At 71.0% G+C, this 24,244-nt stretch carries 21 protein-coding genes; 15 read left to right on the forward strand and 6 right to left on the reverse strand.

Going from position 1 to position 24,244, the window contains the following annotated elements:
* Positions 1-332: 332 nt before the first annotated feature.
* The 4 genes from OH768_RS20115 to OH768_RS20130 form a co-directional block, all read right to left on the reverse strand.
* The gene (locus tag OH768_RS20115; protein WP_406455501.1) at positions 333-1,808 is read right to left on the reverse strand and encodes an MFS transporter; all 1,476 of its coding nucleotides are present in this window, start codon (positions 1,806-1,808) and stop codon (positions 333-335) included.
* Positions 1,809-1,932: 124 nt separating this feature from the next.
* Positions 1,933-2,319: a hypothetical protein gene (locus OH768_RS20120; RefSeq protein WP_406455503.1), complete on the reverse strand. Its 387-nt coding sequence runs from the start codon at positions 2,317-2,319 to the stop codon at positions 1,933-1,935.
* A gap of 145 nt (positions 2,320-2,464) precedes the next feature.
* Complete coding sequence (locus tag OH768_RS20125) at positions 2,465-3,025, reverse strand: hypothetical protein (RefSeq protein ID WP_406455505.1); 561 nt, start codon at positions 3,023-3,025, stop codon at positions 2,465-2,467.
* A gap of 177 nt (positions 3,026-3,202) precedes the next feature.
* On the reverse strand, positions 3,203-4,891 hold the full coding sequence (locus OH768_RS20130; protein WP_406455507.1) for a beta-N-acetylhexosaminidase: 1,689 nt from the start codon (positions 4,889-4,891) through the stop codon (positions 3,203-3,205).
* Between the two features lie 155 nt (positions 4,892-5,046).
* On the opposite strand from OH768_RS20130, the gene OH768_RS20135 reads away from it, so the two are divergent.
* From OH768_RS20135 to OH768_RS20185, 11 genes are all read left to right on the forward strand, one after another.
* Positions 5,047-5,670: a 2-oxo-4-hydroxy-4-carboxy-5-ureidoimidazoline decarboxylase gene (locus OH768_RS20135; protein WP_406455509.1), complete on the forward strand. Its 624-nt coding sequence runs from the start codon at positions 5,047-5,049 to the stop codon at positions 5,668-5,670.
* Positions 5,671-5,838: 168 nt separating this feature from the next.
* A complete protein-coding gene (sdhC, locus tag OH768_RS20140; protein ID WP_406455511.1) occupies positions 5,839-6,219 on the forward strand; it encodes a succinate dehydrogenase, cytochrome b556 subunit in 381 nt (126 codons plus the stop codon).
* Positions 6,220-6,224: 5 nt separating this feature from the next.
* Positions 6,225-6,707: a succinate dehydrogenase hydrophobic membrane anchor subunit gene (locus OH768_RS20145; protein ID WP_406455513.1), complete on the forward strand. Its 483-nt coding sequence runs from the start codon at positions 6,225-6,227 to the stop codon at positions 6,705-6,707.
* 30 nt (positions 6,708-6,737) lie between these two features.
* Positions 6,738-8,492, forward strand: a complete 1,755-nt coding sequence (sdhA, locus tag OH768_RS20150) for a succinate dehydrogenase flavoprotein subunit (RefSeq protein WP_393036195.1) — start codon at positions 6,738-6,740, stop codon at positions 8,490-8,492.
* The gene (locus OH768_RS20155) at positions 8,492-9,271 is read left to right on the forward strand and encodes a succinate dehydrogenase iron-sulfur subunit (protein ID WP_043677140.1); all 780 of its coding nucleotides are present in this window, start codon (positions 8,492-8,494) and stop codon (positions 9,269-9,271) included. The genes sdhA and OH768_RS20155 overlap by 1 nt, the downstream gene beginning before the upstream one ends.
* 222 nt (positions 9,272-9,493) lie before the next feature.
* On the forward strand, positions 9,494-10,537 hold the full coding sequence (locus OH768_RS20160; protein WP_406455515.1) for a hypothetical protein: 1,044 nt from the start codon (positions 9,494-9,496) through the stop codon (positions 10,535-10,537).
* Positions 10,538-10,542: 5 nt separating this feature from the next.
* Positions 10,543-11,883 (forward strand): hypothetical protein, encoded by a 1,341-nt coding sequence (locus tag OH768_RS20165; protein WP_406455517.1) that lies wholly within the window; start codon positions 10,543-10,545, stop codon positions 11,881-11,883.
* Between the two features lie 10 nt (positions 11,884-11,893).
* Positions 11,894-13,801, forward strand: a complete 1,908-nt coding sequence (locus tag OH768_RS20170) for a hypothetical protein (protein ID WP_406455519.1) — start codon at positions 11,894-11,896, stop codon at positions 13,799-13,801.
* A 4-nt stretch (positions 13,802-13,805) separates the two neighbouring features.
* On the forward strand, positions 13,806-15,278 hold the full coding sequence (locus OH768_RS20175; protein WP_406455521.1) for a penicillin-insensitive murein endopeptidase: 1,473 nt from the start codon (positions 13,806-13,808) through the stop codon (positions 15,276-15,278).
* 113 nt (positions 15,279-15,391) lie between these two features.
* Complete coding sequence (locus OH768_RS20180; RefSeq protein ID WP_406455523.1) at positions 15,392-18,133, forward strand: helix-turn-helix transcriptional regulator; 2,742 nt, start codon at positions 15,392-15,394, stop codon at positions 18,131-18,133.
* A gap of 92 nt (positions 18,134-18,225) precedes the next feature.
* Positions 18,226-18,828 (forward strand): hypothetical protein, encoded by a 603-nt coding sequence (locus OH768_RS20185; RefSeq protein ID WP_406455525.1) that lies wholly within the window; start codon positions 18,226-18,228, stop codon positions 18,826-18,828.
* Positions 18,829-18,839: 11 nt separating this feature from the next.
* Here the strand turns inward: OH768_RS20185 and OH768_RS20190 are convergent, their stop codons facing one another.
* Positions 18,840-19,454: a Uma2 family endonuclease gene (locus tag OH768_RS20190; protein WP_406455527.1), complete on the reverse strand. Its 615-nt coding sequence runs from the start codon at positions 19,452-19,454 to the stop codon at positions 18,840-18,842.
* Positions 19,455-19,598: 144 nt separating this feature from the next.
* Here OH768_RS20190 and OH768_RS20195 point away from each other — a divergent pair, with 144 nt between their 5' ends.
* The 4 genes from OH768_RS20195 to OH768_RS20210 all read left to right on the forward strand — a co-directional run bounded on the left by OH768_RS20195 (position 19,599) and on the right by OH768_RS20210 (position 21,797).
* Positions 19,599-20,009 (forward strand): VOC family protein, encoded by a 411-nt coding sequence (locus OH768_RS20195; protein ID WP_406455529.1) that lies wholly within the window; start codon positions 19,599-19,601, stop codon positions 20,007-20,009.
* A 95-nt stretch (positions 20,010-20,104) separates the two neighbouring features.
* On the forward strand, positions 20,105-20,500 hold the full coding sequence (locus tag OH768_RS20200; protein ID WP_019066862.1) for a hypothetical protein: 396 nt from the start codon (positions 20,105-20,107) through the stop codon (positions 20,498-20,500).
* On the forward strand, positions 20,497-21,000 hold the full coding sequence (locus OH768_RS20205) for a thiol-disulfide oxidoreductase DCC family protein (RefSeq protein ID WP_406455531.1): 504 nt from the start codon (positions 20,497-20,499) through the stop codon (positions 20,998-21,000). Before OH768_RS20200 ends, OH768_RS20205 begins: the two co-directional genes overlap by 4 nt.
* Before the next feature lie 11 nt (positions 21,001-21,011).
* Complete coding sequence (locus tag OH768_RS20210; protein WP_406455533.1) at positions 21,012-21,797, forward strand: TetR family transcriptional regulator; 786 nt, start codon at positions 21,012-21,014, stop codon at positions 21,795-21,797.
* 9 nt (positions 21,798-21,806) lie between these two features.
* Here the strand turns inward: OH768_RS20210 and OH768_RS20215 are convergent, their stop codons facing one another.
* Positions 21,807-24,209 carry an MMPL family transporter gene (locus OH768_RS20215; RefSeq protein ID WP_406465361.1) on the reverse strand — a complete coding sequence of 801 codons (2,403 nt, stop codon included), beginning with the start codon at positions 24,207-24,209 and terminating at the stop codon, positions 21,807-21,809.
* Positions 24,210-24,244: the final 35 nt, after the last annotated feature.

Raw genomic sequence — 24,244 nt, forward strand, 5'->3', positions numbered from 1 at the left:
GGCGCGGCGGTCCCCCGCACCCCCCATCGCCATCAGCGCCGGGCCTCACGGAATTGTCACAGCGTCAGCGGCCGGGGACTTCCGGGCGGTACGACAACTGCCGTGCACCGTACGGTCATTGACGCCCAGCGATCGGCACCGTGAAGACGGCGCGGGTACGGCACTTCGTACCGGCCGACAGGCGGATACACCCGCCGAGTCCCGGCGTTCGGCGACCTCTTGGTGTACGGCGGCCTTCCGCACCGGCGCGCACGCGGCGGGCGCTCAACCCGGTCATCGGTGCCGTCCCCCGATCCGGAGCCGGTCGCCTGCTTCGAGCGGGGCCGGCAGTCCTAAAGGGTGGTTTCCACGGGCTGTTGGGGTGTCTCCGCCGGGGCGGCGCCCGGTGACGGCACCCGGTCCGTGTTCACCAGGACGCCCGCGATGAGCGCGGCGAGCAGGAGCGAGCCCATCGCCCACCAGGTGGCGACGTTGAAGCCGTGCACCGCGGCCTTCGCCTCAAGGAGCCGCTTGTTCACTCCGGGGCCCGCGTGGGCGGTGGCGTAGCGCGCGGTGACCGTGGCGGCGATCGTGTTGAGGAGGGCCGTACCGATCGAACCGCCCACCTGCTGGGCGGTGTTGAAGGTGGCGGAGGCGGCGCCGGAGTCGCGCGGGGCGACGCCTCCGGTGGCCAGGGACACCGAGGTCATCATCGCCGTACCCATGCCGAGGCCGAGCATCAGCATGCCGGGCAGGATGTACGTGGCGTACGCGGGCTCCACCCCGACCTGGGCGATCAGCGCGAGCGCGCCCGCCGCGATCAGCAGGCCCGGGACCATCAGGGTGCGCGGCGGGACCCGGTACACCAGCCGGGCCGCGACCTGCGTGGAGCCGGTGATCATGCCGACGGTGATGGGGAGGTAGGCGACGCCCGTCTTGACCGGCGAATAGCCGAGGACGCGCTGCATGTAGTAGGTGAGGAAGAGGAACACGCCGAACATGCCGATGGTGACGAACAGGATGGTGAGGAACGCCCCGATCCGCTGACGGTCCTTCACCACCGTCGTCGGCAGCAGCGGAACCCGGGCCCGGGTCTGCCAGAACCCGAACGCGAGGAGCAGGACGACACCGGCGGCGAGCAGGCCCAGGACGAGTCCGTCGCCCCAGCTCCTCGACTCCGCCTCGGAGAAGCCGTAGACGAGGGTGAGCATGCCGCCCGAGCCGAGGAGGGCGCCGGGGATGTCGAGGTGGGCCTCCGGGTGCCGGGAGCTGCCGCTGAGCAGCACCCAGGCGCCGGCGAACGCGACCAGCGCGATGGGCACGTTGACGTAGAGGCACCAGCGCCAGTCCAGGTACTGGGTGAGGAAACCGCCGGCGAGCAGACCCACTGCCGCACCCGCGCCGACGATCGCGCCGAACACGCCGAAGGCCTTGCCGCGGTCCTTCGGGTCGGTGAACGTCGTCGTGAGCAGCGACAGCGCGGAGGGTGCCAGCAGCGCGGCGAAGACTCCTTGCAGCGCCCGGGCGCCGAACAGCATGCCCTGGTTGGCGGCGGCACCGCCGAGCGCGGACGCGGCGGCGAAGCCGATCAGGCCGATCATGAACGTGTTCTTGCGTCCGGCGAGGTCCGCGATCCGGCCGCCGAGCAGCAGCAGTCCGCCGAAGGCGAGGGTGTAGGCGGTGATGACCCACTGCCGGTTCCCGTCCGACATCCCCAGGTCGGTCTGGGCGGACGGCAGTGCGATGTTGACGATGGTCATGTCGAGGACGACCATCAACTGCGCGAGCGCGATGACGACCAGCGCCCACCAACGACGGTTTTCGGCCATGCGCCCTCCCCGGTCCGGCAGTTGCCCTCATCGTCCTCCCGGACCTCCCCCTGGGGGAACGCCAGCGTCTCTTATTGCGGCGATTTTGCCGTGTGCGGCACCCCGGGACGTCCGCCGAACTCCCTTACCTCTGTACGCCGTTGATCGCGTCCCGGCACAGCAGCCGCAGCGACCCGTCTCCGCCGAAACACCGCCGCGCCTCGTCGACGGGGTCCCACAGGCGCCCGTCCGGAGTACGCAGCCAGTGCTCACCGCCGGTCGCCCACCACTCGGCACCGGTCTGCCGCGCGATCACCTCGCCGGCGTACGCCCCGAATCCGCGCAACTCGCTCTCCACGGCGGCGTACGGCGCGCCCTCCCGCCGTATCTCCTCGATCATCCGGTCGACGCGCCACAGGCTCCGCGCCGAGTAGTCGAGGCGCACCCGCGCACCCTCGCGCATCATCGCCACCGCGTCCGCGGCCCACCGCACGGGCTGCGCGGCGGCCCTGGGCCGCGACCGCTCTCTCATCCGCTCTGTCACCACACCAGGAGAAGCACGGCCGGGCGGTCTTCCGGCACCACGATCCGGACATTCCCCCGGACCGGCGCAGGACCACCCCATCCTCACCGCACGACGATCACAGACTTCGCCGAATACGGAGTCCTGGCCCCGCTCACGCCCGTCCGCGTGCCCGGCGTGACACCACCGCGCGCAGTACCCGGCGGCCCTCCGTCGACACGGCCAGGACCTGGCGGAGTCCGCCCGGGGCGGGGCCGGAGAGGAGTTCGAGCACGGTGATCTGGCGGCGCAGTTCGGCGGCGACGAGCGGCGACAACCCGTCCGTACGGCCGGCCCGGCGGGCGTCGACCGGGGAGCCGTCGTCGGCGGGGTCGAGGAGCTGGTGGATCCGCAGCGAGGCGACGGAGCAGGCGTCGGCCCACTCCCGTACCGAGGGGTCGGCCGGCACGTCCGGGGCGGTGTCGAGCATCTGCCGGGCGAGCGGCGCGGCCAGGTCCTCACCGGGTTCCTCGAAGAGGGCGGGCAGTTCACCGCGCGCCTTCTCCAGCCGCTCGCCCCACTCCTCTCCCACCGCACCGTCCGCGAGGCCGGCCCACAACGGCCGCAGCACCTCGTCACCACCGCCCAGCAGTGGCACACACCGATCCAAACAAGCCAGCCCGCTGACGGCCAGCGCGCGTTCGTCGGCCTGAGCGATCAGTTCCACCAGACTCATCCGAACCTCCCTCGGCGGGGCCCCTCCCCTGCGAGGCCCGCGTTTCCCCTGACTGCGTGCCGCACCCCGGGAGTGTCACACGGGACGACCTCACGCAGGTCAAGAAAAGGGAACAAGAGGTTTTCAGCCAACAGGAGGCAACCCGTCGGCCGCCGGGCAGCGCCCCGCCCTCCCCGCTCAACCCACCTTGCCCGCAAGGGACTTGAACTGGGTCCAGGTCAGCTTCGGGGTTCCCGGGTCCCACAGTTTCTGAACGGTGGCTCGTAGCGGCATGCGGATGCCGGCCGCGACCTGGGCCTGGGTCTGGGAGTTGGCCAGGTCGCACCAGACCGCGAAGGAGCCGCCGAGGATCTGGCCGTCGTACTTCGCGGGGACGGCCTGCGTGCCGCGCAGCACGCGCGGGGTCCACTGTTCGTAGATCCGCCGCCCCGTCGGATAGACGAAGGTCTGCGGTTCGCCGAGGACGTAATACAGGTACTCGTCGTTGTAGTTGAGGACCTTGCGGCCCGCGCTCAGATAGGCGACGGGCTGCCGGGCGCCGATCTCCTTGCCCGTCCAGTACGCGACCTGGAGGTCCTTGGCGGCCTGTACGGACGTACCCGCGAAGAAGCCGTCGTTCCACACCCGCATCGTCCGGTCGTGGTTGCGGACCGTGTCGGCGCGGTCGTTGAGCCAGCCGGTGGTGAGGTCGGCGACGGTGCCGCCGGAGCCGTAGGCCTTCGTCGCGGCGGCGGCCAACTGCGGGAAGGACGCCTGGGGGTTGGCGACCGTCAGCGCCTGGTACTCGTCGCCGCCGAGGTGCCACTGGTCGCCGGGGAAGAGCCCGGCGTACTCGTCGAGGAGCTCGTCGACGATCGCGGCGGACGCGTCCTTGGAGATGTCGATCGCACCGCGCGTGGCGACGCCCGACGCGTTGCGGAGTTGCAGATCCGGGTGAGCGGCGAGCACCGCGCCGAGATGTCCCGGCGAGTCGATCTCGGGCACGACGGTGATGTGCCGGGCGGCGGCGAGATCGACGATCTGCTTCACCTGGGCCTTCGTCAGATGGTCCTTCGACACGACCTCGGGATGGGTCGTCGACTCGATCCGGAAGCCCTGGTCGTCGGAGAAGTGGAGGCCCAGCTCGTTGAACTTCAGGTCGCCCAACTCCCGTACCCGGTCCTCGATCCAGGACGCGGTGAACGGCTTGCGCGCGATGTCCAGCATGAACCCGCGCCGCGGCTTGGCCGGTTGGTCGTGCACGACACCCTCCGGCGCCGAACCGCCGCCGTGCACCTCCTGCTTGAGCGTGCGGGTGCCGTAGAACACCCCCGCGTCCGAGGGCCCGCTGATGGTGACCCGCCCGCCGCGCACGGTCATCGCGTACGACTCCGGGTTCGCGCCCTCGTCGTCGTTCAGCGCCAGTCGTACGTCCCCGGCGCGCACGTCACTCGCCTCGCCCGCGTACGTCAGCCCCAGCTCACCGGCGATCAGCCGCCCCTCGTCGACGAGGTCGGCGTCGTCGACGACGACCCGTTCCCCCTTGGCGGGGCGCCAGCCGGGGCCGCGCGCGGGGGTGTGCGAGCGCACGGCGGGAATCGTGCGGGGCGTCTGCGACAGCGGATAGACGCGGGTGGGGCTCGGGGTGGGAGTGGGCGTCGGGGTGCGCGAGTGGGCGGCCCGCGAGGAGGTGGAGGTGCCCTCGGAGGGACTCAGCGCGGCTCCGACCGGGCTCCCGTCGTCCCCGGACGACGCCCACAGCCCGAGGCCGACCCCGCCCCCGACCACCGCCGTGGCCACGGCGACGGCGATCAGCCCCCGCCGCTGCTTCAACGGCTTCAACGGCTTCAACGGCTTCGCCGACGAGCGGCGCCTGTGCTGGCTCACGGCGCCAACCTACGGCCCCGGGCGGACCGCGAGTGTCCACCACACGTTCCGAAACTCTCCCGTCCGGGTGAAACTCGGGCATCCAACGGACACGTCATGACCACTCCCGATAACGTGGTGACGCACCTCTCACTGCATCCCCTGCCGCACCATCCGTGACGCGAGGATCCACACTGCCTTCGCACCGCCTTCCCCACTTTCCCGGCCGACTGGCCATACCCGCGCTGCCCGAGCAGTCCCGCACCTCGCCGTCCCCGAAATCGCTGGAGACGTTCAACACAGCGCCTCCCGAGGACGCCCGGCACACCCTCCTCACCTGCCTCCACAGCCATCGCTGGTCCCGCCGCCTCACAGACCACCGCCCCTACCCCGACCTCGACGCCCTACTCGCCGCGTCCGACGAGGCGGCGTACGACCTCACCGTGGGGGACCTGGCGGAGGCGCTGGCGGGAGAATCACTGCCGGTCCTCCCGGACGACACGTACGAGGCCGCCCACATGGCCTTGGGGGCGGCCCGCGCGACGTACGAGGCGAGGTTCGGCCACGTGTTCGTCATCTGCGTCGACGACCTCCCCCCATACGAAGTCCTGGACCACGTGTTGGCAGGCATCCGGTCACGTTTGACGAACGATCCGGAGGAGGAACGGGTGGTCGTTGCGGAGGAGCTACGGCGCCTCGCAAGAGGGCGTTTGCTGGATACCCTCAGGGGCGCGGGGAACAGCGCGACCAGCCACGACGGCGCCGCACCCGGCAATCCAGACAAACACCCACTCCGCTAGCCCGTACGTGCACCTTTCCGTGCCAGTTTGATCACACCAGCAGGCCCGCCGTAAGACCCGCGTCAACGGCTGGATACGATGCTGAGGGCCGGTGGACCGTACCCGGCCGGGCCCGACCGACAGAGAAGCCGGCGCGGCCCTAAATCCCCGCTCCCGGAGGGTTCTTCCGTGCCGGCTGGAACGCTGTACCGCGGCCGGGAAGGAATGTGGTCCTGGGTGGCTCATCGAGTCACCGGCGTCCTCATCTTCTTCTTCCTGTTCGTACACGTGCTGGACACCGCTCTTGTGCGTGTCTCCCCCGAGGACTACGACAAGGTCGTAGCCACCTACAAGACGCCGATCGTGGGACTGCTGGAGTACGGCCTCGTCGCCGCGATCCTCTTCCACGCCCTCAACGGCCTGCGCGTCATCGCCGTCGACTTCTGGTCGAAGGGCCCGCGCTACCAGAAGCAGATGCTCTGGTCGGTCGTGGGCCTGTGGGTCGTGCTCATGCTCGGGGCGATCTACCCCGTGCTCGGCCACGCCGCTCGTGTTCTCTTCGGGAGCTGACACAGATGTCTACGACTGAAACCGCAGCGTCGGGCATCGGCCCCGTGGAGAGCGCGTCCGTCTACACCGTGGACAACCCCGCGCCCCTCATCGAAGCCCCCCGCAAGCGCACCAGGAAGACCCCGAAGTCGACCCGGGGCAATTTCGAGATGTACGGCTGGCTCTTCATGCGCCTGTCCGGCGTCGTGCTGGTCGTCCTGGTCCTCGGCCACCTGCTGATCCAGCTCGTGCTGGACGGCGGTGTCTCCAAGATCGGCTTCGCCTTCGTGGCGGGCCGCTGGGCCTCGCCGTTCTGGCAGGTCTGGGACCTGCTGATGCTCTGGCTGGCGATGCTGCACGGCGCCAACGGCCTGCGCACGGTCATCAACGACTACGCGGAGCGCGCGAACACCCGGCTGTGGCTCAAGGGCCTGCTCTACACCGCCACGGTGTTCACCATCCTGCTGGGCACGCTGGTGATCTTCACCTTCGACCCGAACATCCGCTAGGCCACCGGGCTGAGGGACTGAGGAATTCTGATGAAGATCCACAAATACGACACCGTCATCGTCGGCGCCGGCGGCGCCGGTATGCGCGCCGCGATCGAGTCGACGAAGCGCAGCCGCACCGCGGTCCTGACGAAGCTCTACCCCACCCGCTCCCACACGGGCGCCGCGCAGGGCGGTATGGCCGCCGCGCTCGCCAACGTGGAGGAGGACAACTGGGAGTGGCACACCTTCGACACGATCAAGGGCGGTGACTACCTGGTCGACCAGGACGCCGCCGAGATCCTGGCGAAGGAGGCCATCGACTCGGTCCTCGACCTGGAGAAGATGGGCCTGCCGTTCAACCGCACGCCGAACGGCACGATCGACCAGCGCCGGTTCGGCGGTCACAGCCGCAACCACGGCGAGGCCCCGGTCCGCCGCTCCTGCTACGCGGCCGACCGCACCGGCCACATGATCCTCCAGACGCTGTACCAGAACTGCGTGAAGGAGGGCGTGGAGTTCTTCAACGAGTTCTACGTCCTCGACCAGCTGATCGCCGACGTCGACGGCGTGAAGACCTCGGTCGGCGTGGTCGCGTACGAGCTGGCGACCGGCGAGATCCACGTCTTCCAGGCGAAGGCCGTGATCTACGCGTCCGGCGGCTGCGGCAAGTTCTTCAAGGTGACGTCGAACGCGCACACCCTGACCGGTGACGGCCAGGCGGCCGTGTACCGGCGCGGTCTGCCGCTGGAGGACATGGAGTTCTTCCAGTTCCACCCGACCGGCATCTGGCGCATGGGCATCCTGCTGACGGAGGGCGCCCGCGGTGAGGGCGGCATCCTCCGCAACAAGGACGGCGAGCGCTTCATGGAGAAGTACGCGCCGGTCATGAAGGACCTCGCGTCCCGTGACGTCGTGTCGCGGTCGATCTACACCGAGATCCGGGAAGGGCGCGGCTGCGGTCCCGAGGGCGACCACGTCTACCTCGACCTGACGCACCTTCCGCCGGAGCAGCTCGACGCCAAGCTCCCGGACATCACGGAGTTCGCGCGCACCTACCTCGGCATCGAGCCGTACACGGACCCGATCCCGATCCAGCCCACCGCGCACTACGCCATGGGCGGCATCCCCACGAACGTCGAGGGTGAGGTCCTCACCGACAACACCACCGTCGTCCCCGGGCTGTACGCGGCCGGCGAGGTCGCCTGCGTGTCCGTCCACGGCGCCAACCGCCTCGGCACCAACTCCCTCCTGGACATCAACGTGTTCGGGCGCCGGGCAGGCATCGCGGCGGCGGAGTACAGCCAGAAGGCGTCGTACGTCGAGCTGCCGGAGGACCCGGCGCAGCAGGTCATCGACCAGGTCGAGCACCTGCGCAACTCCACGGGCACCGAGCGCGTGGCGGTCATCCGCCGCGAGCTGCAGGAGACCATGGACGCGAACGTCATGGTGTTCCGCACCGAGCAGACGATCAAGACGGCGGTCGAGAAGATCGCGGAGCTGCGCGAGCGCTACCGCAACGTCTCGATCCAGGACAAGGGCCGCCGGTTCAACACGGACCTCCTTGAGGCCATCGAGCTGGGCAACCTGCTCGACCTCGCCGAGGTCATGGCGGTCTCGGCGCTCGCCCGCAAGGAGTCCCGCGGCGGTCACTACCGCGAGGACTACCCCAACCGCGACGACGTCAACTTCATGCGCCACACCATGGCGTACCGCGAGGTCGGCGACGACGGCACCGAGTCCATCCGTCTCGACTACAAGCCGGTCGTCCAGACCCGCTACCAGCCGATGGAGCGTAAGTACTGATGGCTACCCCTGTTCTGGACAAGGCGGAAGCGGCCGGCCAGCCCGAGCCCGGCTTCGCCGACTCCCCCTACATCACGGTCACCTTCCGGGTCCGCCGCTTCAACTCCGAGGTCTCGGCGGAAGCGGTCTGGGAGGACTTCCAGCTGGAGATCGACCCCAAGGAACGCGTCCTCGACGGTCTCCACAAGATCAAGTGGGACATCGACGGCACGCTGACCTTCCGCCGCTCGTGCGCGCACGGCATCTGTGGTTCGGACGCGATGCGGATCAACGGCAAGAACCGTCTCGCCTGCAAGACCCTGATCAAGGACCTCAACCCCGAGAAGCCGATCACGGTCGAGCCGATCAAGGGTCTGACGGTCCTGAAGGACCTGGTCGTCGACATGGACCCGTTCTTCCAGGCGTACCGCGACGTCATGCCCTTCCTCATCACGAAGGACACGAACGAGCCGACGCGTGAGCGTCTGCAGTCGGCGGAGGACCGCGAGCGCTTCGACGACACCACGAAGTGCATCCTGTGCGCCGCGTGCACATCCTCGTGCCCGGTCTTCTGGAACGACGGCCAGTACTTCGGCCCGGCCGCCATCGTCAACGCCCACCGCTTCATCTTCGACTCGCGCGACGAGGCGGGCGAGCAGCGCCTGGAGATCCTCAACGACCGTGACGGCGTGTGGCGTTGCCGCACGACCTTCAACTGCACGGACGCCTGCCCGCGCGGCATCGAGGTCACGAAGGCGATCCAGGAAGTGAAGCGGGCACTGATCACGCGCCGCTTCTGAGGTTCCTTCCGCTACGTCCATGAGGGCCCCGTTCCCGGGTTGGGAACGGGGCCCTCGGTCGTACCCGTCCCCAGGGACCCTGGGGAGAGCCGGGTCCAGGGTCTTCCCCAGTCCCCTCCCTGGCGACGCCGTACCCGGCGCGCTGCCAACGTTGCGGTTCCAGGCCCTGGTTCGGGGGTCTGGACAGGTCGCGTCGGCTCACTGCCGGGAGGGGCTGGTCTCATGCAGCCGTACGAAGAGGAATACGGAAGGCGTTACCGGGAGGAGGAAGAGGAGTTCGGTGCCGAGGGACGCCGCGAGGAGCGGGTGTCCGAGTCGCTGGAGAGCCCCTTCGACGAGGAGGAGGAAGTCCAGCTGGCCACCGAGCTGTTGGGGGTCACCTCCGAGGAGGAGCTGGAGGAGTTCCTGGGGAAATGGCTGAGGGCGGCCGCGCGGAAGGCCGGGGGCTTCCTGGGGTCCGCGACCGGCAAGGCGGTCGGCGGCATCCTCAAGAACGTCGCCAAGCAGGCGCTGCCCGCCATCGGAGGCGCCTTGGGGACGGCGATCGGCGGACCCGGTATCGGCACCGCGTTCGGCGCCAAGGCGGGCGACTTCGTGAGCAATCTGTTCGAGGTCGAGGGCGAGGGCATCGACCACGAGGAGTACGAGTTCGAGACCGCCCGGCGTTTCGTCGCCCTGAGCGGTGCCGCCGCGCGGAACGCGGCGTCCGGCTCGCGCCGGATAGCTCCGCGGGCTCTGGCGCAGCAGGCCGTCCACTCGGCTGCCCGCCGCTACGCACCGGGTGTGGCCCGGCGCTTCAGGACCTTCGCCGTGCCGGCGGCCTGGTTCTGGCCGGGGCCGCCCGTATCCGTGCCCGTCGAGGAGCCGGCCGGGGCACCGGCCGCCCCCGCCGCCAAGGAGGAGTGGGGCGCGTCCCCGGCGCTGGAGGAATGGCGGCACGGCGAGGAGCGGCGTGAGGAGGGGCGCCGCGAGGAACAGCGCGAGGAGTGGGGGAACGGCGAGGAACGGCGCGAGGAGCGGCGCGAGTTCGGTGAGGAGCGGCGCGAGGCCACGCGTGAGTTCGGTGAGGAGCGCGGCTGGGAGCACGCCGAGGAGGAAGAGGAGGAACGGGGCCGCGCCGAGGAGGAGCGGCGCGCCCGGGAGGAGGGCTGGGGGCACGAGGAGCGGACGCACCACGAAGGCCACCACGAGGGCCACCACAACGGCCGTGCCCGGTCGGGTCGTTGGGTCCGGCAGGGCCGCAAGATCGTCATCATGGGGGCCTGACCGCCATGGACCTGCGGCCGGCAGCCACCGCGCTGCTCGAAGGCGAGGCCCGCGCTCTGCTGACCCGTCTGAACCGGGTCAGGCCGTTCGCGCTGCACGAGACCATGGTGCCTGCCGCCGCACCGTCCGCCGCCGCCCAGAGCGCGATCGAGCGTTTCCTCATGGAGGGGCGGAGCAGGCTCCGGGGTCGGGTCGGCGCGTATCTGGAGTGGCTGGAAGGGCCGGGCGGCGACCGGGACCCCGAGTGGCAGCAGCACCAGTTCTCTTTGCTGCGCTGGGAGTTCAACTCCGTACTGAGCCACTTCGACGTCTTCTCGGAAGCCGTCACCCAGCGCAGCGAGCACGACGTCGGGGTGCAGCTCGCCGGGCTGGACGTCGCGGCGGTCGACGCGCTCGTCACGCCGGGCACCCCGCTCGCCGACCCGCCGCCCATCATCTGCTACCTCGCCCGAGGTCCGGGCGGCGCGATCCGCCGGGTACACACCCGCATCCCCGGCGGCGGGCGCAGCCCGGTCTCACTGATCCGGATCCCCCGCGAACGCATGGTGGGGTACGGGATCGGCTCGTCCCTGGTCCACGAGGTCGGCCATCAGGCGGTCGCCCAGCTCGGGCTCCTCGGATCGCTGCGGCCCGTCCTCTACGACATCGAGCGGCACGCGGGCACGGCGGCCGAGCGGTCGGCCTTCCGCTACTGGGGGCTGACCCTCTCCGAGGTGCTCGCGGATCTCTTCGCCGTGGGGAAGCTCGGCATCGGCGGCACCCTGGGTCTGATGGCCGTGGTGAGCCTGCCGCGCCGGCTGGTGCTCGCGCCGGCTCTCGACGACCCCCATCCGTTCCCCTACATCAGGGTCCGGCTCAGCTGCGCCGTGGGCGACGCCCTGTACCCGCATCCGCAGTGGCGGCAGCTGAGCACGCTGTGGGCCACGCTCTATCCGCCGCACCGCGCCCCGCGCGAACTGCGCGAGCTGACCGGCGTCCTCGAACGGTCCATGCCCCGCTTCGTCCGGCTGCTGGTGGGTCACCGTCCGCCCGCGCTGAGCGGTGCCCGGCTGGCCGACCTGATGCCCCGCTCCAGCCGTACCCCCGCGCTGCTGCTGGCCCGCTACCGGCGCTGGGTACGGCAGCCCGAGCTGCTGCGCACCGCACCGCCCACGCTCGTCCTCGCGGTTCTCGGCCAGGCCAGGGCCGCATCGCTGATCACACCGGAGGAGGAGAGCCGCCTGCTGGGGGAGTTGATCACCCACTGGGCACTCTCCAGCACGCTCGACGCCCTGGACGGGGCCGCAGAACACCGACAACCCATAGCCGCACACCCCGCGGAGCTCTCCGCGTACGACAGCCGTTGAGGAGGCCGTCATGGCCACGATCGAAGTACGGCCCCAGCAGATCCAACAGGGCGGACGCGTCTCACTGTTCGCCACATCCAGCCAGTCGGACCCCATCGTCACCTGGGAAGTCCTCGGCTTCGGCCCGCTGCCGAGCGACCCGCAGGACCCCGCCCGCGCCGTCTGGGACGTGCCCGACGACCAGCGGCCCGGCGCGTACACCGCCCGGGTGACGTTCCGCAGCCCGGGTGTCGCGGACGACGTGGCCACGGCCGACCTCACCGTGCAGGTGCGGCCGATCGCCGCCGGCGACAGCATCAATGTCCAGCTGCGCAGGGCGGGTTCGGACCCGACCGACGACCAGGCCCTGTGGACGGCGATCCGCCGCTCCACCGACCGGATCTCGTTCAACGAGTACAGCGCCTTCATCGACCCGCTGATGTCCGGCACCGGACTGCCCGACCCCAGCGAGCCGCGCAAGAAGACAGGGCCGCGCGCCCTGCCGTTCCCCGGCGTGGACGCGTACCGGCTGCTGAAGGTCGCCACCGAGGTGTTCCTCCTCGTGCGCTGCGGGGTCCACGTCGACAGCGACGACCTGACGTCCCCGTTCGACGGGGTCGACCTGGAGGAGGAGCGGCGCCGCTACGGCGAGTCGGGCGACGTGGACGGCGACGCCTTCGCGCGGGCCATCCAGCAGCGCTGGCTGCGCTACATCTCGGCCCACTCAGGGGGTGAACGCCGCCCGGACGAACAGGACTTGGCGCTGCTGCCCTACCTCGGGGTGATCCGGCTGAAGCTGGGCGAGCTGGCGATCACGGAGGCGGACAAGTTCGGTGTGGAGGCCTTCGGCATCCTGCGCGACAAGCTGACCTTCCCCTGCTTCCTCGAACTGATCTGGTCGTACTGGCACGAGGAGGGCATGCTGGTCCAGTCGGCCGAGGCGATCGCCGCGCGCTTCCAGAACGTGCACGGCCCCGGCGACTACGACCCGCTGGCCCATGTCGACATCGATCCGCTGCGTGCCCTCAGCCAGCTGATGTGGGGCTATGTGCAGGACGAGCAGAACCGGCTGTCGCCGCTGCGCCGGGCCTACGAGTACGACCACCACTACGGGGTCACCCAACTGGCGCCGGGCGCACCGCCGATCAGGCCGGTGGACAGCCGGCCGCGGTTCCTTGAGGCCTTCCACACCCTGCTGAGTCTGACGTCCGTGTTCTTCCGCGAGGACGACGACACCACGATCATCGCTGACGGCTTCCCGGTCCTCAACGCGCTCAAGGACGTCCATCTGCTGCTGACCGAGGGCCAGCACAACCAGTACGGCGACCTGCCCTGGACCGCCCGCCAGGAGATGCTGATGGAGGAGTGGCTGCTGGCCCGCCCGGAGATGCGCGAGTTCCTGCCCGGCCGCACGATGGTCGCCTACCCCGAGCAGTGGATGGACCGCGTCGACACCATGAAGCGGCTCCAGGGCTGGACCCCGGACACCGTCATCCACTTCCGCGACCTCGGCCGGTTCGGCGAGCAACTGCTCCTTTCGATCCGCTACGGCAACTGGAACGCGGTCAACGACCGTACCCAGGCGGCGAACTGGGGCCGCTACTGGCGTTCGGAGATCCAGGGGTACCTGCACTCGTACCGCTCGGTGACCGGGGTCGACCTCGGTCTGGAGCGCACGGACGGGCGCGTCGACGCCACCATGCCCGCCGTACATCTGCGCCGCAGGCTGCTGGAGCAGCAGGGCCGGCACGCCGTCGGCGCGGGCTCCGACCAGCGGGGCGCGCGACAGCTCGGCCGGGCCGAGCCGAGGGCACAACTGCCCCGGTCCGCCGGCGCACCGAGGGAACTGCCCCGCGGCAGGCAGCCCGAGCGGCGGCCCGCCGGGCTCCCGCCGGGGCGTTCCGCCGCGGCCCGGCGTGGCCGCCCGGAAGGGGAGTGAGGTCATGCCGACGACCTCGACCGCCGTACGGAAGGGGACGGAGCGCCCGCCCCCGACCCGGGCCGGGCACCTGCCCGGCACCACCGCCCGCAACCGCGCCTACGCCCGTTCGCTCGGCTGGGATGCCCATCTCCCGGCCGTCCGGCGGGTGTTGGACCGGCACCGCACGGACTGGGACTGGACCGTGCTCGGCGCCGAGACGCTGAAGTGGCAGACGGCGCAGGGCATTTCACCGGCGGACGGCCTCATCGGACCCGCCACCTGGGCGCTGCTGCGCACCGCCGCGGGAGTGGCCGGGGACCCCGCGATCAGCTGTCAACTCCCGGAGTACGGACCCGGTTTCCGGGCGACGGGCCGGCCCACGCACCGGTTCGGGCGGCCGGAGACCGCCCGTGCCCTGCTGGCCGTCGCCGCCGCCTGGCACCGGGCCCATCCCCAGGGGCCCGTGCTCCACATCCGGGATGTCGGCCGCAAAGGCGGCGGCCCGCTGACCGGGCGCGCCGCGCACCGGCTCGGCCTCGAAGCGGACCTCTACCCGGTGAAGTCCGACCGCCGCCAGGGACCGACGAACTGGCGCCACGCCTCCTACTCGCGGGCGCTCACCCAGGAACTCGTCGACCTGCTGCGGAACAACGACGTGCTGCCGGTCCACGCGATCTTCTTCAACGACCCGGAGATACGCGGCGTACGCCCCTTGGAGAACCACGACAACCATCTGCACGTGCGCTTCGCGCCGCCGCCCTCGCCTTCCTCACCGGCACCGTCGTCCGCCGCGCGCCGAAGTTCCGCCCCTGCGCTGGAGGTCGCCACGCCCCCGCGGCTCGGCGTCCTGAGCGCTCAGGGCAAGGCGCCCTATCAGTTCACCGCCGAGGACGCCGAGTGGACCGCGCGGTTCGTCATCGGGGAGTCGGGCGGCCGGGACGACGCCGACAGCCATGCGGTCATCTGGGCGATGTTCAACCGGTACGCGCTGCTCACCCGCCCCTACTACCGGACGTTCAACGCCTTTCTGCGGGCCTACTCGACCCCGCTGCAACCGGTCCTCAAGAGCTGGGGGGCGAGCAAACGGAACATGGCCCGCGCCGACTTCGTCCGCACGGGCGGTACCTTCGGACCGCCCGCGCCGCCCGGCATCCCGCGCGGTCAGCGCCGCGCCTATCTGGACCTCCAGCAACGGCCGTGGGCCCAACTGCCGTCCGCGGCACGGTCGGTGGCCGTGCGGGCGCTCGGCGGGGCGATCGCGAACCCGATCGGCAACGCCACGGAGTTCGGTTCCACGTACGTCTACTTCCACGACGCGAACCGCAGGTACCCGAACCCCGACGAGTGGCGGCGCTTCACCGAGCGGTACGCCGCCGGGATGGGCTGGCGGTGGATCGGCCCCGTGCCGGGCCTGGACCAGAACAAGAACACCTTCTTCGTCCAGCGCAGGCTCGCGGCACTGCCCGTCCCCGCGGTACGCGTCCTGGCGGGGTGAGCCGCGGAATCCGGCCGACCGGACCGCTCAACGGCACGCGCGTTGAACCGTCATGACAGGGCGAGCACCATGGCCCCGGGAACACCGACGCAACTACGGGGGTAGACGTCGACATGCCGGTGAACACACTGCTGCACCACGCGCACCGACCGGCCGAGGCCGGAGAACCGTCGTTCTACGGCCGGGAGCCGCAGCTCGGGGAAATGGAGAACAGGTTGCGCGAGGCCCGCGCCGGGGCATCGCGTCTGATGGTCGTCGAGGGTCCGCCCGGCATCGGGAAGACCGCCCTGGTCCGCCGCTTCCTGCGCACGGCGGACCGGGTACGCGTGCTGGAGGCCAGCGGCGCCGAGAACGAGACGGCACTGGCCTACGGCGTCCTCACCCAACTCCTCAGTCAGACCTCGGTGGGCGAGGACGCGCCGGGGCCGCGGGACGAGCCCGGCGCGGTCGGCGCGCGGCTGCTCGCCCTCGCCCACCGGATCCCGGCGGACACCGTCGTCGTGCTCGTCATCGACGACGCCCACTGGGCGGACGCGCCGTCGCTGGACGCCCTCACCTTCGTCCTGCGCCGTCTGCTGTCCGCGGCGGTCCTCACCGTGCTGGCCGTCCACGCGCCGGCCGATGCCCAACTCCCCAAGGGACTGGGGAGGTTGCTGGCGGACGACGAGACCCTCCGCCTCGCGCTCGACGGCCTGACCGCCGAGCAGACCGGCGCGCTGTGCGACCGGCTGCTGCCCACGGGCCTGCCGCCGCACGCCGTCGGCAGACTGCACGCCCACACCCGGGGCAATCCGCTGCATCTGCGCGCGCTGCTCCGGGAGGTGGAGCCGGAGGTCCTGGCCGCTTCCGACTCCCCGCTGCCCGCGCCCCGTTCGTACCAGTTCCTGGTCCGGGACCGGCTCGCACACTGCGACACGCCGGCCCGGGACCTGGTGGCCGCGGCCAGTGTGCTCGGGCCGCGCGCGCCGCTGCACCGGGTGGCGCAGCTGGCCGGTCTGGAGAACCCGCTGCCCGCCGTCGAACAGGCCGTGGGACAAGGGCTGTTGGAGGAGTGTCCGGCGGGCGGCCCGCCCGAGCTGGCCTTCCCGCACCCGCTGGTCCAGGCCGCCGTCTACCACCAGTTGGGGCCGGCCCGCCGGGCCGCGCTGCACACCGGGGCGGTGCAGGCCAGCAAGGACGCCGCCAGCCGTACCTGGCACCAGCTGCTCGCGGGCCGCAGCCCGGATCCGGCCCTCGTCGCCGACCTCGCCACGGGCGCCCGCCGGCAGGCCGCCGCCGGTGACTGGTCACGGGCCGCGTCGATGGCCGCGCACGCCTCCCGGCTGGCGGCGACCCGGCCCGAACGTGAGCGGCTGACCGTGGAGGCGGCGGACGCGCTGCTCTGCGAGGGGCGGGTGGAGGAGGCCGCCGACCTGGCGCGTGCGCTGCCGGGCGACAGCGCACGGGCGGCCCATCGCTATGTGCACGGCCATCTCGCGTTCGTCCGGGGCGAGACGCCCGGTGCCCGGCTGCTCCTGGACGACGCGTGGCGGCACTGCGACCCCGCCCTGGACCCGGCGCTGGCCCGGCGCATCGCGGAACGGCTCTCCCTCGTCGGCCTCGTCCAGGGCGAGGCGGCAGCCGCCGTACGGTGGGCGCAGCGGGCCGGGGCTCTGCCGCCCGTGCCGTTCACCGGCGCAATGCTGCGCTACGCCCAACTGGCCGCCCTGGGCCTGACGGACGCCGTGGAGGAGGGCATCGAGCGGGCGGCCGGGCTGCCGGAGTCGGTGCTCGTCCAGTCCGGCGACGTGGACCTGCTGCTGGGCCGCAGTGCGCTCAGGCTCGGCTTCGACGACCTGGAGGGCAGCCGGGCGGACCTGCGCTCGGCCGCGCCGCTGTGCCGGAGCGGTCCGGCGCCCCTGCGCGCGACGGCCCAACTCCTCCTGGGCGAGACCGAACTCCGCCTCGGGAACTGGGACGTGGCCCTGCGCGAACTCGAAGCGGCGGCGCAGACCGCTGTCACCCGCGGCCTCGGCTGGCTGGAGCCGGTCGCCTGCGCGGACGCGGCGGGGGCGCTCGCGCTGAGGGGGCGGACCGAGCGGGCCGCCGAGTACCTCGCGAAGGCCCTGGGCAGCGGCGGATACGGCCACGGAGCCGCGGGCTTCGCCCATGTGGCAAGGGCGCGGGCCCAGTTGGCGGCGGCCCGGGGAGCGCACGACGAGGTGGCGGGCGCGCTGCTGCCCCTGCTGGAGCGGGAGCCGGTGGCGCGGACGGTCGTGGCACCCTGGCGTGATCTGCTGGTGGACGCGCTCACCGCGCTCGGGGAACACCGGCAGGCCGAGCGGATCCTGGACGGCCTCGACGCGCCCTCCGCCCACCGGGGCCGGCACTCCCGGCTGGCGGCCGCGGCCCGGGCGCGCGGCACCCTGCTGGCGGCACGCCGGTCGCCGGATGCGGCGGAGCTGTCGTTCCGCACGGCACTGGGCCACGCGGAACAGGTGCCGGACCCCTTCGACCGGGCCCGCGTCCAGCTCGCCTACGGCGCGTTCCTGCGCCGCGCGGGCCGGCGGACCGACGCGACCGGGCAGCTGCGCCGGGCGCTGCGCACCTTCACCGAGCTGGGTGCCGCCCCGAGCGCGGCCCTCTGCGAACGTGAACTGGCCGCCAGTGGCGGGGCGGCCGCGTCCGACTCCCCTCTCACCCCACAGGAACTGGTGATCGGCCGCCTGGCCACGTCAGGACTGACCAACCGCCAGATCGCCCGCCAACTGGTACTCAGCGTCAAGACGGTCGAGTTCCACCTCAGCCACGCCTACACCAAGCTGGGCATCACGTCCCGCATGGGCCTGCTGGACAAACTGCCGGCCGGCCCCTGACTGGGTCCCGGCCGATTCACGCGCACCTGGTTCCACGATCGTCGCTGCTTCTAGAATCAACGTCGGAGGCGGCGGACGTGGAGGGGGCTCTGGTGGCAACTCTCGTGTCACCGGAGGTTGTTGCCGCCTATGTCGGCGCCGTCGCCGCCACGTTCGTGGGTGCCGTGGCCTACGCGCAGACGCGCAGTACCGCGCGCGACGGCCGGGATCACGACCAACGCCAGGCGAACCTGCGGGAGTTGCGCGCAGCCACCGACACCACGATCTCGCTCAGGACGTTCATCGTGCAGGAACTGCGCACGCTGGAGTACTACGTCGACGTGGCCCGCTCCGGGCAGGCGCTGCCTCCGCTGCGGGTGGCCCTGTCCTCGCGGCTGGAGGGCATGTACGGCGAGAGGATGCGGTCGCTGCCCTCGGTGTTCGAGCATGTGCAGGCGGCGTACGAGGGAGTGCTCGGCCAGATTCTGCGGGTCGACCAGATCCTGGACGAGTACGGAGCCTCCGGCATGCTGCCGAGCGGATCCGTCGTGGCCGACCACTTGTTCACCCTGCGCAGCCGGGTCGACAGTCTCGACGGCCTGATCGAGGCCGCCCGCTACGACTTCAGCACGATCGCCCCGCTCCCGGCCGGCTGGGACTCGTCCTTCACGGTGCCACCGGGCCGAGGCCGAGCTCGGCGCCGCCTCGGCCGGTGAGGCCGCGCCGGTCAGGGGCGCCGTCGGTTGATCGCCGTCAGGTCGATCTCGATGTCGAAGGGCACGGAGAGCTTGAGCCGGTCGTGGAAGATACCGGCGAGACCGTAGGACCTGGTGGCGGGGTCGAGTTCGTAGACGTAGACGACGGGGAGGCCCTTGTTCTCGTCCTGCTCGACCCGCCAGTAGTGGCGTACGCCTGCCGCCGCGTACTTGCGGGGCTTGGTCTCCCGGTCACGTTCGAGAGAGTCGACGGAGACCACTTCAACAGCCAGCAGGATGTCCTCTGGCTTGTACCAGGTCTGCCCCGGTCCTGTGTTCGCCTCCACCGGGAACACCAGGACATCGGGCTCGGGCCGATTCCTGTTGTCCAGCTTGATCGTCATTTCTCGCATGACGTCGATGTGGTCCGGTGCCTGCTCCAGGAGGCTGTTCTCCAGCAGACGCATGCAGCGTCCGTGAAAAGCGGTCTGCGGGCTCATGAAGACAAGGCTCCCGTCGATCAACTCCGTGTGCGGCGGGAGGCCCGGAATCCGGTCGAGGTCGTCCGCGGTCCAGCCCTCGGCGGGCGGGATCGGCCAGCGGTACGCCGGCTCGTCGTCCAGTCCGTTCTCAGATGCGGCGCTCATCAGTGCTCCCATAGGACGGAGTCTCGCCTGTCCATTCAGCCTACCCAGGCGGGATCAGGACTGCTTCACCTCAACGAGTGATCACATGGTCAGCCTGCGGTCGCCTCCCGACGGCACCCGCCTCCATCCACCTAATCTGACGGGATGTCAGATGAAGAGTCGTACGAACTGCTCGGCTTCGACAACCTCCTCCTCCCCGTGGGGGACCTCGCCGAGGCCGTCCCCTTCTACGAACGTGCCGGATTCACCGTGGGGTTCCGGCTGGACGAGGCCGGTATCGCGATCCTGAAGGTCGGCGGCGAGACGCCGGGGGTGCTCCTGCGACTGGAGGACGGGCTGGGACACAGACCACCCCCCTGGCCCGCGCCCCGCGTGTGGCTGGAGGTCCCGGACGCGCGGAAGGCCGCGCAGCGCCTCACCGGCGCCGGTGTCGCGCTGCTCGGCGCACCCTTCTCCGTGGCCACCGGGTGGACCGTCGAGATCGCCGACCCCTGGGGCAACGTCATCGGGTTCACGGACTACACGAAGCGGCCGGAGCTGGCGCGGCGGGTGTGACACAGGTCCCAGTCCGAGCAAGTTGAACGTGTTCAAAAGTGCGTCTACATTCTCCTTGTCAGCGTTTTTGAACGCGTTCAAGAAGGGGGAGGCGCATGGACCGCACGGTCGTCGCCTACGTCATCTATCTGATCGTCAGCATCGGACTCACCGTCTGGGTGGCCCGCACGCTCAGCCGCAACGGGCGGATCTTCCTCGCCGACGTCCTACGGGGGAACGAAAAACTCGCGGAGGCCGTCAACCACCTCCTCGTAGTGGGCTTCTACCTCGTGAACCTCGGGTTCGTCGCCCTGTACCTCAGCGGGGACGGCACCATCGAGGACACCCGGGGCATCTTCGAGGCCCTGTCGACCAAGGTGGGTGTGGTGCTGCTGGTGCTCGGGGTGATGCACCTGGGCAACGTGTACGTGCTCAACAAGATCCGGCGGCGCGGGGTCATGGAGCGGGAGCAGGTGCCGCCCGTCGCGCCGCAGGACTGGGTCGGGGCGTGAGCGCGGTGCCAGCCGCCCCGGCGGACCGGGCGACCCCGGTCCGCCGGCTCACCGTCCTGTACGACGCCGACTGCTCCCTGTGTACCTTCCTGCGCGACTGGCTCGTACGGCAGTCGCAGCTGGTGCCCCTGGAGCTGGTACCGGCGTCCTCCGAAGAGGCCCGGCGGCGCTTTCCCGGGCTCGACCATCGGGCCACCCTCGACGAGATCACCGTCGTCGGCGACTCCGGGCAGGTCTACCGGGGCGCCGCCGCCTGGATCGTCACCCTGTGGGCGCTGCGCGAACAGCGGCCGCTGGCCCACCGGTTGAGCACCCCGGCCGGCGCCCGGCTCGCCAAGGGCGCCGTGCTCGCCGCCGCGAAGTGGCTCGGGGCGCAGTGGGGGCCCGGGCGGCGGGGCGGCGGTGTGTACCGGCAGAGCGACGGCTGGACGTACGACCCGAGCCGCGGGTGGTCGTACACCGGGCCGGGCTGCGTCGGCGGTTCCTGCCCCACTGGATAGGCTCTCTTTCCGTGCCCGCGAAGAACGACAGCCCCGAAGTGGACGGCGGTACGCCCGCCAGGTCCGCGAAGTCCGAGCAGACCCGCGCGCTCATCCTGGAGACGGCCATGCGGCTGTTCCAGGAGCACGGCTACGACAGGACGACGATGCGGGCGATCGCCAAGGAGGCGGGCGTCTCGGTCGGCAACGCCTACTACTACTTCGCCGGCAAGGAGCACCTGATCCAGGGCTTCTACGACCGGATCGCCGAGGAGCACCGGCTCGCGGTCCGCGAGGTGCTGGACCGGGAGACCGATCTGGAGGCGCGGCTCGCGGGCGTGCTCCGGGTGTGGCTCGATATCGCGACGCCCTACCACGAGTTCGCGGTGCAGTTCTTCAAGAACGCCGCCGACCCGGACAGTCCGCTCAGCCCGTTCTCCCCGGAGAGCGAGCACGCGCGCGTGCAGGCCATCGACGTCCACAAGGAGGTGCTGTTCGGCGCGAAGACCAAGGTGGCGCCGGAACTGCGGGACGTGCTCCCGGAGTTGATGTGGCTCTCCCAGATGGGCCTGGTGCTGTACTGGGTGTTCGACCGGACCGAGGGGCGCGAGCGGAGCTACCGGCTCGCCGAGCGCGGCGCCCGGCTCACCGCGCGCGGTGTCTCCCTCGCCCGCTTCCGGGTGCTGCGGCCCCTCGTTCTGGAGGTGCACGAGCTGTTCACGGACTTCCTGCCGGGCATGACGCACGCGCTGCCCGACCCGGCGAAGAAGAAGCGCGGGGCGCCCGCCGACGTGCCTGACGACGACGGGCGCCCCTGAGCGCTCAGGTCAGTTGACGGCGTCGACCTCGCCCTCGGCCAGCTCGACGTCGTAGACCAGCGGATCGTCCGTGACCGCCACGTGCCGGGCGATCGAGCCGTACGACGGTGCCGTCGTCGCCAGGAGGTAGGTCCCCGGGCCGGGCACCGACACGATGTACGAGCCGTCGGCCAGGGACTCGACGCGGTCCAGCTGGCGTCCGCCCGCCGACAGCAGCGTGACGGCGGCGCCCTCCACGGCCTCCCCGTCGGTCGTACGGACGAAGCCGTGGACGGCCGAGGACGGGCCGTCGGGGACGGCGGGCGCGGGCTCCTCCGCGGGTTCCACCGCGAGGTGCGGCAGGCTCTTGTCGAGCCAGGCCGGGAGCCACCAGTTGGAGTTGCCCAGGAGGTGCATCGCGGCCGGCACCAGGGCCGTACGCAGGATGAAGGCGTCGAGGGCGACCGCGGCGGCCAGGCCGACGCCTGCCGTCGCCGCGCCCGTGTTGCCGCTCAGGACGAAGGCCAGGAAGACGCAGACCATGATCAGGGCGGCGGAGTTGATGACGCGGCTGGTCTCCGCGAGGCCGACGCGGACCGCGCGGGCGTTGTCCTTGGTGTGGACCCACTCCTCGTGCATACGGCTCACCAGGAACACCTGGTAGTCCATGGAGAGGCCGAAGAGCAGGGACAGCATGATGACCGGCAGGAAGGCGTTGATCGGGCCCTCCTTGCCGAGGCCCAGCAGGCTCAGGCCCCAGCCCCACTGGAAGATCGCCACCAGGACACCGAAGGAGGCCGCCGCCGCGATGAGGTTCATCAGGGCGGCCGTCAGCGGGACCACGAGCGAGCGGAACGCGAGCAGGAGCAGCAGGAAGCTCAGGCCGATGATCGTCGCGACGAAGAGCGGGAGACGGTCGCCGGTGACGGACGCGAAGTCCTTGGAGATCGCGGTCACCCCGCCGACGTGACCGGTCGCGCCGGCTTCGGGGATGACCTTGTCGCGCAGGGTGTCGATCAGGTCGTCGGTCTCCACCGACTGCGGTGAGGTCTTCGGGACGACCTGGATCACCGTCACCCCGCCCGTGGGCGGCAGCGCGGCGACCCGGGCCACGTCCTTCGTGGCCTCGATGTCCTTGACCAGGGTGGCCGTGTCACCGCCCGAAGTGACCACCTGGAGCGGGCCGTTGAAGCCGGGCCCGAAACCGTCGGCCAGGAGGTCGTACGCCTTCCTGGTGGTCGTCGAGGCGTTGTCGTTGCCCTGGTCGGTGGCGCCGAGGCGCAACGACAGTACGGGGAAGGCGAGTACGGCCATGACGACGAGGGCGAAGACGGCGATCCGGCGCGGACGCTTCTGCACGGCGGCCGACCAGCGGACCGCCAGGTTGTCGGTGCGCTCCGGCTCGGGTCCGGTCGCGGCCAGCTTGCGGCGCTGCTTGCGGCTGAGCACGCGCGGGCCCAGGAAGCCGAGCAGCGCGGGCAGCAGGGTCGTGGCCGCGAGGACGCTCAGGACGACCGTGAGCGAGGTGCCGATGACCACGCCGTCCAGGAAGCGCAGGTTCGTCACCAGCATGCCGGCGAGCGCGATGCACACCGTGCCGCCCGCGAACAGCACCGCGCGGCCCGAGGTGTTGAGGGCGACGACCGCCGACTCCTCGGGATCCAGGCCGCGTTGGAGGCCGCGCCGATGCCGGGTGACGATGAACAGGGCGTAGTCGATGCCCACACCGAGGCCGATCAGGGTGGCCAGGAGGGGCGCCAGGTCGGGGATGGCGGTGGCGTGGCTCAGGAGCTGGGTCGAGAACAGGCCCGTGCCGACGCCGAAGATCGCGATGCCGATCGGGAGCAGAGCGGCGTAGAACGAGCCGAAGGCCAGGAACAGCACGATCGCCGCCGCGAGGATGCCGACGCCCTCGGCTATGCCGCCCGGCGGTTCCTCCACGCGCTGGACGGCCTGGCCGCCCAGCTCGACGTGGAGGCCGTCGCGCCTGGCGCCCTGCGCGGTGTCGACGACCTTCTGGACGAGCTCCTTGGGGACGGCGTTCGCCTGCTCGGCGAAGGTGATCTGCGCGTAGGCGATCGTCCCGTCGGAGCTGATCTGGGCCGCGCCCCGGGCGCCGGAGTAGGGGCCGGTGACCTCGCCGACGCCCTTCATGCCCGCGATCTTGTCGAGGGCGGGCTGAATGCGGGTCTGTACGGACTGGTCCTTGACCGAGCCCGAGTCGACCTTCCAGACCACCGTGTCGGTGTCGCCCGAACTGTTCGGGAACGCCTTCTGCATCAGGTCGTACGCGCTCTTGGAGTCCGTGTCCGGGAGGGAGAAGACGTTCGCGTAGTCCGTCCCCGCCGTCGTCGCCGAGAAGCCCAGGCCGAACAGTGCCCCCACCCACAGCAACAGGACCACCAGCCGGTGCCGATAGCACCACCGTGCCAATGCCGCCACGCTCAACGCTCCTTATTCGAAACCGA

The sequence above is a fragment of the Streptomyces sp. NBC_01622 genome (genome assembly GCF_045209635.1).
Lineage (GTDB): Bacteria > Actinomycetota > Actinomycetes > Streptomycetales > Streptomycetaceae > Streptomyces.

Coding starts and splice junctions, on each gene's coding strand:
- OH768_RS20180 (WP_406455523.1), top strand. CDS start 15,392: ATGCCGGTGAACACACTGCTGCACCACGCGCACCGACCGGCCGAGGCC.
- OH768_RS20190 (WP_406455527.1), bottom strand. CDS start 19,454: ATGAGCGCCGCATCTGAGAACGGACTGGACGACGAGCCGGCGTACCGC.
- OH768_RS20170 (WP_406455519.1), top strand. CDS start 11,894: ATGGCCACGATCGAAGTACGGCCCCAGCAGATCCAACAGGGCGGACGC.
- OH768_RS20175 (WP_406455521.1), top strand. CDS start 13,806: ATGCCGACGACCTCGACCGCCGTACGGAAGGGGACGGAGCGCCCGCCC.
- OH768_RS20165 (WP_406455517.1), top strand. CDS start 10,543: ATGGACCTGCGGCCGGCAGCCACCGCGCTGCTCGAAGGCGAGGCCCGC.
- OH768_RS20160 (WP_406455515.1), top strand. CDS start 9,494: ATGCAGCCGTACGAAGAGGAATACGGAAGGCGTTACCGGGAGGAGGAA.
- OH768_RS20145 (WP_406455513.1), top strand. CDS start 6,225: ATGTCTACGACTGAAACCGCAGCGTCGGGCATCGGCCCCGTGGAGAGC.
- OH768_RS20195 (WP_406455529.1), top strand. CDS start 19,599: ATGTCAGATGAAGAGTCGTACGAACTGCTCGGCTTCGACAACCTCCTC.
- OH768_RS20200 (WP_019066862.1), top strand. CDS start 20,105: ATGGACCGCACGGTCGTCGCCTACGTCATCTATCTGATCGTCAGCATC.
- sdhA (WP_393036195.1), top strand. CDS start 6,738: ATGAAGATCCACAAATACGACACCGTCATCGTCGGCGCCGGCGGCGCC.
- OH768_RS20120 (WP_406455503.1), bottom strand. CDS start 2,319: ATGAGAGAGCGGTCGCGGCCCAGGGCCGCCGCGCAGCCCGTGCGGTGG.
- OH768_RS20125 (WP_406455505.1), bottom strand. CDS start 3,025: ATGAGTCTGGTGGAACTGATCGCTCAGGCCGACGAACGCGCGCTGGCC.
- OH768_RS20155 (WP_043677140.1), top strand. CDS start 8,492: ATGGCTACCCCTGTTCTGGACAAGGCGGAAGCGGCCGGCCAGCCCGAG.
- OH768_RS20115 (WP_406455501.1), bottom strand. CDS start 1,808: ATGGCCGAAAACCGTCGTTGGTGGGCGCTGGTCGTCATCGCGCTCGCG.